The following is an 11,264-nucleotide window of genomic DNA, read 5'->3' as shown; positions in this document are numbered from 1 at the left end:
GCGAGGAGCGCGAGGTCGCAGGGGATGGCGAAGGTGTTCCCGCGGGGGGCGCGGCGCGCGTCCACTTCCGCCAGTTCGAGCGTCCGCACCCGCCCACGGGACCCGGCGAAGTGCTGCACCGTCACCTCGAACCGCCGGGTCCCGCCCTCCTCGTGCGCGGGTGCCGTCCGCAGCACCCACGGCACGAGTGGCCACGGGGTGACGTCCTCGTCGCGCCGGCCGGGCGGGCGGGGCCGGTAGTCGAGCTGGGTGACGGACCGCGCGCCCTGCCGCAGCGCGGTGCCGAAGCAGTCGGTACCGGTGTCCCCGCCACCGACGATCACCACGTGCCGCCCGGCGGCGCTGATCGGGGTGGGTCCGTCGCCCGCGCACTCGTGGTTGGCGGCGACGAGGAACTCCATCGCGGGATGCACCCCGTCGAGTCCGCGCCCCGGGACGGGCAGGTCGCGGGCGCGTCCGGCCCCGACCGCGAGAACGACGGCGTCGAATTCGGCCCGCAGTGCGGCGACATCCGGATCGACCCCCGCCTCGGTGCCGGTGCGGAACACCGTGCCCTCGGCGCGCATCTGCGCGAGACGCCGGTCGACGAGCGCCTTGTCCATCTTGAATGCCGGGATGCCGTACCGCAGCAGGCCGCCGAGCCGGTCGGCACGTTCGAGGACGGTCACGGCGTGTCCGGCGCGGGTGAGTTGCTGGGCCGCGGCGAGACCCGCCGGCCCGGAGCCGACGACGGCGACGGATCTGCCGGTGCGGCGGACCGGGGGGCGGGGCGGCACGCGGCCGTCGGCCCACGCCCGGTCGGCGATCGCTCGTTCGATCCGTTCGACCGTCACACCGGCGGCGTGGTCGTCCCGGGCCAGCACGCAGGCGGATTCACACGGGGCCGGGCACAACCGGCCGGTGAACTCGGGGAAGTTGTCGGTGGCGTGCAGTCGGTCGGCGGCCTCGGCCCACCGGTCGCGGCGCACCAGGTCGTTCCATTCGGGGATCAGGTTGCCGAGGGGGCAGCCCGTTCCGGCGCTGTGGCAGAACGGGAGTCCGCAGTCCATGCAGCGGGCGGCCTGTTCCCGGATCGTGCGGAGCTCCTCGTCGGGGGACTGCGCGCGGTGCACCTCTGCCCAGTCGCGGACGCGTTCGGCGGCGGGCCGGCGCGGCGGCTCGCAGCGGTCGTAACGCAGGAATCCGCGGGGGTCAGGCACCGTCGGCTCCGACCGGGGTGGGCCGTTCGCGGGCGGTCGCGCGGATCCGGATCAGATCCTCGGGCACCACCGCGGTGAAGCGCCCCGCGTTGCCGGCCCAGTCGGCGAGCAGTTCCCCGGCGACTGCCGATCCGGTGCGTGCGCGGTAGCGGGCGATCAGATCCCGCACCTGCGCGAGCTCGGCGAGGTCGACCGGTTGCAGTTGCACCGAGTCGGTGTTGACGAGGCCGGGCTCGAGGTCGAGGACGTAGGCCAGACCCCCGGTCATACCGGCGGCCAGATTGCGGCCGGTGGGTCCGAGGATCACCACGCGGCCGCCCGTCATGTACTCGCAGGCATGGTCGCCGGTGCCCTCGCACACGGCGTCGGCGCCGGAATTGCGCACGGCGAAGCGCTCCCCCACCCGACCGTGCAGGAACAACTCGCCGGAGGTCGCCCCGTACAGGACGGTGTTGCCGGCGACGATCTGCTCGTGCGGGTCGAACGGCGCGGCCGCGTCGGGGCGCACCACCACGCGCCCGCCGGACAGACCCTTGGCTACATAGTCGTTGGCGTCGCCGGTGACGGTGACGGTGATCCCGGTGGGCAGGAAGGCGCCGAGGGACTGTCCGGCGCTGCCGTGCAGGTCGATCCGCACGGTGTCCTCGGGCAGACCCGCGGGGCACCGTCGGCCGGCGGTCCAGCCGAGCAGGGTGCCGACGGCGCGGTCCCGGTTGGTGACGGTCCCGGTCAGCTGCACGGGCCGGCCGTGGTCGAGGGCGGGGCCGGCGCGGGCGATCAGGTCCCGGTCCAACGGCGCGTCGGGGGGTCCGGCGGCCGGGCGGGTGCGGCGGCGCTGCGGGGGCGCGCCGAGGGCGTCGGCGGGCGGGGTGAACAGCGGCGCGAGATCGAGCCCGCGGCGACGCCAGTGCGCGAGCGCCGCGTCGGGTTCGAGCAGGTCGACCCGGCCGACGGCGTCGTCGAGGCGGGCCAGGCCCAGCGCCGCGAGCCGCCGGCGCACGTCCGCGGCGACGAACCGGAAGAACTGTTCCACGAATTCTGCTCTGCCCGTGAACTTCTCCCGGAGTCGGGGATTCTGGGTGGCGATCCCGACGGGGCATGTGTCGAGATGACACACCCGCATGAGGATGCAGCCGAGGACCACCAGGGGCGCCGTGGCGAACCCGAACTCCTCGGCGCCGAGCAGCGCCGCGATCAGCACGTCCCGACCGGTGCGCAGACCGCCGTCGCACTGCACGGTGATGCGGTCGCGAAGGCCGCTCAGCACGAGGGTCTGCTGGGTTTCGGCGAGCCCGATCTCCCACGGGGTGCCGGCGTGCTGCAGGGCGGTGAGCAGTGCGGCGCCGGTGCCACCGTCGTGGCCGGAGATCAGGACCACGTCGGCATGGGCCTTGGCGACACCGGCGGCGACGATCCCGACGCCGACACCGCTGACCAGTTTGACGTGGATGCGGGCCCGCGGGTTGGCGCACCGCAGGTCGTGGACGAGTTCGGCGAGGTCCTCGATGGAGTAGATGTCGTGGTGCGGCGGTGGGGAGATCAGGCCGACGCCCGCCGTGGCGTGCCGGGTGCGGGCGATCCACGGATACACCTTGTGACCGGGAAGCTGGCCACCTTCACCGGGTTTCGCTCCCTGAGCCATCTTGATCTGCAGGTCGGTCGCGTCGGCGAGGTAGTCGGCGGTGACGCCGAAGCGGCCGCTGGCGACCTGTTTGACGGCACTGCGCCGCAGCGGGTCGCCGAGCCGGTCGCGCTCCTCCCCGCCCTCCCCCGAGTTCGAGCGGCCGCCGAGCCGGTTCATCGCGACGGCGAGGGCCTCGTGTGCCTCCCCGGAGATCGACCCGTAGCTCATGGCCCCGGTGGCGAAGCGGCGCACGATCTCCGCCTCCGGCTCGACCTCGTCGAGCGGGATCGGCTCCGCGGCGACGGTGCGCAGCAGCCCGCGCAGCGTGGCGCCCGCGGCGGCGAGACGGTCGACCTCGGCGCAGTAGCGTGCGTAGACGTCCGCGCGTCCCGTGCGGGTCGCGTGCTGCAGCAGGAACACCGTCTCGGGGGTGAACAGATGGGGTTCGCCGTCGCGCCGGTACCGGTACACGCCGCCGCTGTCGAGAAGGGTGTCGGCACAACGGTTCCCGAAGGCATGCCGATGCCGGCGACGGGCGTCACGGGCCAGGTCGGCGAGCCCGGCGCCGCCCAGTCGGGAGACGGTACCGGGCAGGTACTCGTCGACGACCTCCCGGGCGAGGCCGACGCCCTCGAACGTCTGCGCCGCCGTGTACGAGGCGAGGGTCGAGATGCCGAGTTTGGCCATCACTTCGCGGACACCGGTGACGAGGGCGCGACGGTAGTTCGCCGCGGCCGCCGCCGGGTCCGTGCCGGGAATGCGCCCGGCGGCCGCGAGGGAGCGCACGGTGCCGAAGGCGACGTACGGGCAGACCGCCGCGGCGCCGAACCCGACCAGCGCGGCCACATGGTGGACCTCGCGGGCGTCGCCGGATTCGGCGAGGAGCGCGACGCGGGTGCGCCGCCGGGTGCGGACGAGGTGGTGGTGCACGGCGGCGACGGCGAGCAGCGACGGGATCGGGACGCGGTCCGGACCGCACCCGCGGTCGGTGACGATCAGGATGCCGCGACCGTCGTCGAGGGCGGCGTCGGCGGCGCGGCGCAGGGCCGCGAGTCCCGCCGCGAGGGCCTCGCCGGGGTCGCCGCCGACCGCGAAGTGCGCGGGCAGCACCCGTGCGGCGAGGGCCGGACGCGGGCCGCCCGGGCCGAGTGCCGCGACGGCGGCGAGGTCGTCGGAGTCGAGCACCGGACCGGGAAGCACCAGTTGCCGGCACGACTTCGCGGAGGCGTCGAACAGGTTGCCCTCCGGGCCGGCGACGCGCCGCATCGAGGTGACGACCCGTTCGCGGATGGCGTCCAACGGCGGGTTGGTGACCTGGGCGAACAGCTCGACGACGTAGTCGTAGAGCAGCCGGGGGCGCGGCGACAGCACCGCGGGGGCGATGTCGGCGCCCATCGAACCGAGCGGTTCCGCACCGGTCGCGGCCATCGGTTCGAGCAGCACCTCGAGGTCCTCGCGGGTGTAGCCGAACAGCCGGTGGTCCCGATCCGGCTCGTGGTCCGCGGCGGGGTGCCCGGCCGGACGGGGCAGATCCGCCAGGTCGATCTGACCCTCGCGCAGCCACCGGTCGTAGGGGTGGGCGGCGGCGAGGGTGTCGAGCAGTTCGTCGGGCGGGACGATGCGCCCGGTGGCGGTGTCGACGAGGAGCATCCGGCCCGGCTCGAGCCGGCCCTTGTGCACGATGTGTTCCGGTGGCACGTCGAGCATTCCGGTCTCGCTGCCGAACAGGACCCGGTCGTCGGCGGTGCGGCACCAGCGGCCCGGCCGCAACCCGTTGCGGTCGAGCACGGCCCCGAACCACCGTCCGTCGGTGAAGGGCAGGCACGCCGGTCCGTCCCACGGTTCGAGCAGCGCGGCGTGGAAGCGGTGGAAGGCGCGGCGCCGGGGATCGAGTCCGGGCGCGTTCTCCCAGGCGGGCGGGACGAGCATGGTCACCGCGTGCGACAGCGAACGCCCGGCGAGATGGAGCAGTTCGAGGACCTCGTCGAGGGTCGCGGAGTCGGACATGTCGGGGGTGCAGAGCGGAAACAGGCGGGTCAGGTCGCCGGGCAGCAGCCCGGTGCGCAGGAGCCCCTCCCGCGCGTGCATCCGGTTCCGGTTGCCGCGGATGGTGTTGATCTCGCCGTTGTGGGCGCTGTACCGGAACGGCTGCGCGAGCCGCCAGGACGGAAAGGTGTTGGTGGAGAAGCGGCTGTGCACGAGTGCGATCGCGCTGGCGCAACGCCGGTCCCGCAGGTCGGGGTAGAACCCCGGCAGTTGCTGTGCGGTGAGCATGCCCTTGTAGACGACGGTGCGGGCGGACAGCGACGGAAAGTAGACGTCGCCGGTGTGCTCGGCGCGGCGCCGCAGCGGATACACCCGCCGGTCGAGGTCCAGGCCCGCGGGGCGGGCACCGTCCGCGCCTGCGGCGGCGACGAACAGCTGGCTGACGTGGGGGCGGCAGGCCTCGGCGGTGCGCCCGAGGCCGGCCGGGTCGACGGGAACCTCGCGCCAGCCGAGGATCTCGAGGTCCTCCTCGGCGGCGAGCGTGTGGATCCGTTCGCGGGCCGCTGCCCGGGCGCGTGGGTCGCGGGGGAGAAAGCACAGGCCGGTGGCGTAGCACCCGGGCGGCGGCAGCTCGACGCCGGCGACGGCATCGAAGAGGGCGGTGGGGAGGGCCAGGGTGATACCGGCGCCGTCCCCGCTGGCGGGTTCCCGGCCGCTGGCGCCGCGGTGGCCGAGGTTGCGCAGCGCGGTGAGCGCGTCGGTGACGGTCCGGTGTGTGCTGCGGCCGCGCAGGTCGACGACCGCGCCCACGCCACAGGAATCCGATTCGCGGGCGGGGTCGTAGAGTCCGCGGGCCTCGGGCATCCCGGAATGCCGCACCGGTCCACCTCCACGTCGCCGGTGTGGGGCGACGTCACGCGTCGTCGGATGAGCGGCCCCGACGGGGTCGCCACGACGGGCGTGCGCTGTGCGGTGTGGGTGGCCGGACCAGGTCCGCCCGACGGTCGAACCGGGGATCGGTCCCGGTGGCGGTCAGTCTACGCGCGCGACGGCCGGCCGCGCGAGGTGCGCGACCGGCCGCCGGGCGGGTGGGTCAGGGCCGCAGCGGGCGGCCGTCGGAGTCGCGGACGCTGCCGGTGAGCATCATGATCCCGTCGATGACGGACCACACCCAGATCACCGGCATGATCACGAAACCGATCAGGACGATCGCCAGCAGGCCGCCGATCCACAGCCCCAGCAGCTGGATGAGGCCGACGGCGGTGCTCCCGAGGTAGAGCCGTCCGACGCCGCAGATCCCGACGAAGGGCAGCAGCAGTTGCAGCAGACCCGCAGTGGTCTTCGACTTGTCGGAGTACGGTTCGCCGGTCGCCGGATCCCGCCCGTACGGGGCGGAGGGATCGCCGTAGGCACCGTAACCGGTGGGCCCGTAACCGGAGGATCCGTAGCCCGGTGCGGAGGCCGGCGGGTACTGCGGCGCGCCCTGGAACTGCGGGTCGGGTGTGCCGTAGACGGGTCCGGTGCCGCCGTACCGGCCGCCGGTCTGTGCCTCGGACTCGTGCGCGGTGCCGTACTGCCCTTCGCTCGACGGCGGCGGATAGCTCGGCGTGGTGCCCCAGCCCGGACCGTTGCCCATGCCCGCATAGGTGTTCCAGCCCGGTCCCGCCGTACCCCAGGTGGGCGCGGTCGACTCGGTGGTGGGCGGCGGAACGGACAGCGACGCCTGGGCGGTCGGATCGTAGTCGGCGGTGCCACCGAACGCGGGCAGTTCCTCGGTGGAGGCCGGCTCGCCGTCGCGTGGTGCGGCGCTCGCGCCGGCTTCGGACGTCTCCTCGGCGGCGGCCTGTTTGCGCAGGTCCGGCCCCGTGGAGGTCTCGTCCTTCTTCCGCAGATCCGGGCCCGTGGGCTCCGGGGACCCCGCGTCGGATGTGGGACCCGGGGATCCCGGGTCGGATGTGGTCACGACTTGTCCCCTTCGTTCTCGCTGCGCGTACCTGACTCGACCTTACCGCCGGGCTCGGCCGGCACCACCGACCCGGACGCGCCGTCGCGGTGCCCGTCGTCGGTCTCGGTTGCGCCACCGGCCGCGGCGGCCTCGTCTGCGCCACCCGGACGGCGGGATTTCAGTTCCTCCGGCGCTTCCCGGCCCTTGCGCGCGACGACGACGTAGGCGACGGCGAGGACGAACACGATGGCGGACGTGAAGGAGTTGATCCGGATCCCGGCGATCTCGGTGGCCGGATCGGACCGCATGAGTTCGACGAAGAAGCGGCCCGCGCTGTATCCGGCCACGTAGAGAGCGAACAGTCGGCCGTGTCCGATGCGGAATCGCCGGTCGACGAACACGAGCAGCAGCACGACGAGCAGATTCCACACCAGCTCGTACAGGAACGTCGGGTGCACCACCGCCGCGACCTGCCCGGTGGAGATTCCGTCGATGAGGTCCGGGCTCGTCTGTCCTGCGTCGTTGCGGCGTTCGTAGATCTCGAGGCCCCACGGCACGGTCGTCTCCCGACCGTAGAGTTCCTGGTTGAACCAGTTGCCGAGCCGGCCGATGGCCTGGGCCAGCAGGATCGCCGGGGCCAGCGCGTCACCGAAGGCGGGCAGGGGGACGCCGCGGCGACGGCACCCGATCCAGGCGCCCACCCCGCCGAGGGCGACCGCCCCCCAGATGCCCAGCCCGCCCTGCCAGATCTTCAGCGCGTCGACCGGGTCGGCGCCCGCACCGAAGTACTTCTGCCAGTCGGTGGCGACGTGGTACAGGCGGCCACCGATCAGACCGAACGGCACCGCCCACACCGCGACGTCGAGCACGGTGCCCGGTTCGCCGCCGCGGGCGACCCAGCGGCGGTCGCCCCAGAAGATCGCGACGACGATCCCGACGATGATGCACAGGGCGTAGGCCCGCAGCGCGATCGGCCCGAGGTACCACACCCCCTGCGGCGGACTGGGCAGATACGCCAGGACGGTGGCGGCGGGGACGGCGGTGGAGGTCACGTGGCCACGCTAGCCGAGCGCACGCCCTCCGCGAGTTCCGTGGTGAGCGCGCGCAACGCGTCGGCGCCCTGCGCCACGGCGGCCACCAGCGCCGAGCCGACGATCACCGCGTCGGCGTAGGCGGCGATCTGGGCGGCCTGGTCCCGCGACCGCACGCCCAGGCCGACACCCACGGGAATCTGCGAGTGCTCGCGCACGCGCGCGACGAGTTCGGGCGCCATGTCCGAGACGGCGTCGCGGGCGCCGGTCACGCCCATCGTGGAGGTGGCGTAGACGAATCCGCGGCAGGAGTCGACGGTCGTGGCGAGACGCTCGGCGGTCGAGGACGGGGCGACGAGGAAGATGCGGTCGAGCCCGTGCCGGTCCGCCGCCGCCATCCACCGCTCGGCCTCGTCGGGAATGAGGTCCGGGGTGATGATGCCCAGTCCTCCGGCGGCGGCGAGGTCGCGGGCGAACTCGTCGATCCCGTACTTGAGGACGATGTTCCAGTAGGTCATCACGACGGCGTGGCCCCCGGCGGCGGCGACGGCCTCGACGACGCGGAACACGTCCCGCACCCGGAAACCCGCCGTGAGTGCCCCGTCGGCGGCGGCCTGGATGGTGGGGCCGTCCATCACCGGGTCGCTGTAGGGGATGCCGACCTCGACGATGTCGCACCCGGCCTGCACGAGCGTTTCGAACGCCTCGATCGAGCGCGGCAGGTCGGGGTACCCGGCGGGGAGATAGCCGACGAGCGCGGCCCGGTTCTCGGCCTTGCATCGGGCGAAGACCTCGCCGAGGCGGGACTGCGGCTGCTGGGCGCTCACTGCGCGGATCCTTCCGTCGTGTCGGGGGTGGCCGGGTCGGCGGGAAGGAGCCCGAACCACCGCGCGGCGGGGTCGACGTCCTTGTCGCCGCGGCCGGACAGATTGACCAGCACGACCGCGCCGGGGCCGAGTTCGCGACCCAGTTCCAGGGCCCCGGCGACGGCGTGCGCCGACTCGATGGCGGGGATGATGCCCTCGGTGCGCGAGAGCAGCGAGAACGCGTCCATGGCCTCGGTGTCGGTGACGGGCCGGTAGTCGGCGCGGCCGATGTCCTTGAGGTAGGAGTGCTCGGGTCCGACGCCGGGGTAGTCCAGGCCGGCGGAGATCGAATGGGACTCGACGGTCTGCCCGTCCTCGTCCTGCAGCAGGTAGGAGTAGGCGCCGTGCAGCGCGCCGGGCGTGCCGCCGGTGATGGTGGCGGCGTGCCGCCCGGTTTCCACGCCGTCGCCGCCGGCCTCGAAGCCGACCAGGCGGACGCCGGGGTCGTCGAGGAAGGCATGGAAGATGCCGATGGCGTTGGACCCGCCGCCGACGCAGGCGGTGACGGCATCGGGCAACCGTCCGGTGAGCGCCTGCACCTGCGCGCGCGCCTCCAGGCCGATGATCCGCTGGAAGTCGCGCACCATCATCGGGAACGGGTGCGGGCCGGCGGCGGTGCCAAAGCAGTAGTACGTGTTGTGGGCGTTGGTGACCCAGTCGCGCATCGCCTCGTTGATCGCGTCCTTGAGGGTGCGCGAGCCGCTGGTGGCGGCGACGACCTCGGCGCCGAGCAGGCGCATCCGGGCGACGTTGAGGGCCTGCCGTTCGGTGTCGACCTCGCCCATGTAGACGACACAGTCGAGGCCGAGCAGCGCGCAGGCGGTGGCGGTGGCGACACCGTGCTGCCCGGCGCCGGTCTCCGCGATGACCCGGCTCTTGCCCATCCGTTTGGCGAGCAGGGCCTGGCCGAGCACGTTGTTGATCTTGTGTGAGCCGGTGTGGTTGAGATCCTCGCGCTTGAGCAGGATCCGGGCGCCGCCGGCGTGGTCGCTCAACCGCTTGGCCTCGTACACCGGGGACGGCCGGCCCGTGTAGTCGCGCTGCAACCGATCGAGTTCGTCGAGGAACCCGTTGTCGACCCGCGCCTTGTCGTATTCGGCGGTGACCTCCTCGATGACCGCCATCAGCGCCTCGGGGACGAACCGCCCGCCGAAGACCCCGAAGTGGCCGCCGGGGTCGGGTTCGTGCGCGCTGTGCTCGGCCACTGCGGCGCTCATGCGGGGCAGACCGCGGCCCTTGGCGGAAAGTACGGGATCGTCTGTGCTCACCCGTCCAGTCTGCCCCAACGTCGCCCCCGCCTCGTCGCCGGGTCCGGGCCGTCGGCGGTGCACCGGACTGCGCTCAGCGCGCGGGCTTCGGGCAGGACGGATGGGTGCCGGCGGTGACCAGTTCGGCAACCGCGTGGCGCGGGTCGCCGCTGGTCACCAGACCCTCACCGACGAGCACCGCGTCGGCGCCCGCGCCGGCGTAGGTGAGCAGATCGGAGGGACCGCGCACCCCGGACTCGGCGATCTTGACGACCTCGGTCGGCAACCCCGGCGCGATCCGGGCGAATGTGCTCTTGTCGACCTCGAGGGTCTTGAGATCGCGGGCGTTGACTCCGATGACCGTGGCGCCGGCCTCGAGGGCCCGGTCGGCCTCCTCCTCGGTGTGCACCTCCACGAGCGCCGTCATCCCGAGGGATTCGACACGGTCGACGAGCGAGGTCAGCACGGGTTGTTCGAGGGCGGCGACGATGAGCAGCACGATGTCGGCGCCGTGGGCACGCGCCTCGTGGATCTGGTACGGCCCCACGATGAAGTCCTTGCGCAGCACCGGGATCCGCACCGCGCGCCGCACGGCGTCGAGGTCCTCGAGGCTGCCCTGGAACCGGCGCTGCTCGGTGAGCACGCTGATCGCGCGGGCACCGCCGGCCTCGTAGGCCTTGGCGAGTTCGGCGGGATCGGAGATGTCGGCGAGCGCACCCTTCGACGGGCTCGCCCGCTTGACCTCGGCGATCACGGCGATTCCCGGCTCGAGCAACGCGGCCTTGGCGTCGAGGGACGGGGGCGCGGCGGCGGCCGCGGCCTTGACCGCAGCGAAGTCGAGGACCGCTTCCCGGGCGGCGACGTCGGCGCGCACCCCTTCGAGTATCGAGTCGAGAACTGTCATCGTGGCTCGAAGTCCTTTCGCCCCTGTCAATCCGATGTGAGAAAGCTCATCGGAGTTTCTTGAAGGGTAGTGCGCGCCCTCACCGACCCGTGCGGCGGGTCCCCGAATCGTCGGTGCCGCCCTCCCCGCCTCGATCGGCGGACCGGTCGTCGGCGGCGTCGACCGTGGGGTCCTCCCCCGCGTCGAGCGCGTCCCACAGCGTGCGTTCGGTGACCGGCTCGTCGGCGGTGTCCCGGCGGACCGTGGCCTCCCGGCGGGCGGCGGGGCTGTCGTAGCGGGACGACAGCCCCGCCCGGGCCCGCGGGGTGCGCCACAGCTGCACCGCGGCGGCCAGCGCGGCGACGGCACCGGCCAGGGCGAGCAGCGCCGGGGCGGTGGCGACGGTGAGGGAGGTGACCTCGGCGCGTGCGGGCAACTCGGCGATGCGCGCCGCGGTCGCGTCGTCGGCGCTCCCGGTGAGCA

8 protein-coding genes are annotated in these 11,264 nt (G+C 73.5%); all 8 read right to left on the bottom strand.

Annotated elements, in window-relative coordinates:
* Positions 1-1,199, bottom strand: a 1,199-nt coding sequence (locus tag OEY_RS0118360) for a glutamate synthase subunit beta (protein WP_010595284.1), incomplete at its 3' end; no start/stop codon positions are given.
* Positions 1,192-5,673 (bottom strand): glutamate synthase large subunit, encoded by a 4,482-nt coding sequence (gene gltB, locus OEY_RS0118355; protein WP_010595283.1) that lies wholly within the window; start codon positions 5,671-5,673, stop codon positions 1,192-1,194. The genes OEY_RS0118360 and gltB, both read right to left, overlap by 8 nt.
* Before the next feature lie 229 nt (positions 5,674-5,902).
* A complete protein-coding gene (locus tag OEY_RS0118350; protein WP_010595282.1) occupies positions 5,903-6,772 on the bottom strand; it encodes a TM2 domain-containing protein in 870 nt (289 codons plus the stop codon).
* Positions 6,769-7,806 (bottom strand): prolipoprotein diacylglyceryl transferase, encoded by a 1,038-nt coding sequence (lgt, locus tag OEY_RS0118345; protein WP_010595281.1) that lies wholly within the window; start codon positions 7,804-7,806, stop codon positions 6,769-6,771. Before lgt ends, OEY_RS0118350 begins: the two co-directional genes overlap by 4 nt.
* Entirely contained in the window at positions 7,803-8,612 is an 810-nt protein-coding gene (gene trpA / locus OEY_RS0118340; RefSeq protein ID WP_010595280.1) for a tryptophan synthase subunit alpha, read from the bottom strand. Before trpA ends, lgt begins: the two co-directional genes overlap by 4 nt.
* The gene (trpB, locus tag OEY_RS0118335) at positions 8,609-9,868 is read right to left on the bottom strand and encodes a tryptophan synthase subunit beta (RefSeq protein ID WP_051009394.1); all 1,260 of its coding nucleotides are present in this window, start codon (positions 9,866-9,868) and stop codon (positions 8,609-8,611) included. The genes trpA and trpB overlap by 4 nt, the downstream gene beginning before the upstream one ends.
* A gap of 124 nt (positions 9,869-9,992) precedes the next feature.
* Positions 9,993-10,802, bottom strand: coding sequence for an indole-3-glycerol phosphate synthase TrpC (gene trpC / locus OEY_RS0118330; RefSeq protein WP_010595278.1), 810 nt, complete (start codon positions 10,800-10,802; stop codon positions 9,993-9,995).
* Between the two features lie 79 nt (positions 10,803-10,881).
* Positions 10,882-11,264 (bottom strand): Trp biosynthesis-associated membrane protein (locus OEY_RS0118325; protein ID WP_010595277.1); only part of this gene is annotated, 383 nt, incomplete at its 5' end.

The sequence above is a fragment of the Rhodococcus sp. P14 genome (assembly GCF_000256505.1).
Taxonomy (GTDB): Bacteria; Actinomycetota; Actinomycetes; order Mycobacteriales; family Mycobacteriaceae; genus Rhodococcus; species Rhodococcus ruber.
Note: the sequence above shows the minus strand (reverse complement) of the source record. Positions and strands in the feature narration are given on the sequence as shown.

Coding starts and splice junctions, on each gene's coding strand:
- trpC (WP_010595278.1), bottom strand. CDS start 10,802: ATGACAGTTCTCGACTCGATACTCGAAGGGGTGCGCGCCGACGTCGCC.
- trpB (WP_051009394.1), bottom strand. CDS start 9,868: ATGAGCGCCGCAGTGGCCGAGCACAGCGCGCACGAACCCGACCCCGGC.
- gltB (WP_010595283.1), bottom strand. CDS start 5,673: ATGCCCGAGGCCCGCGGACTCTACGACCCCGCCCGCGAATCGGATTCC.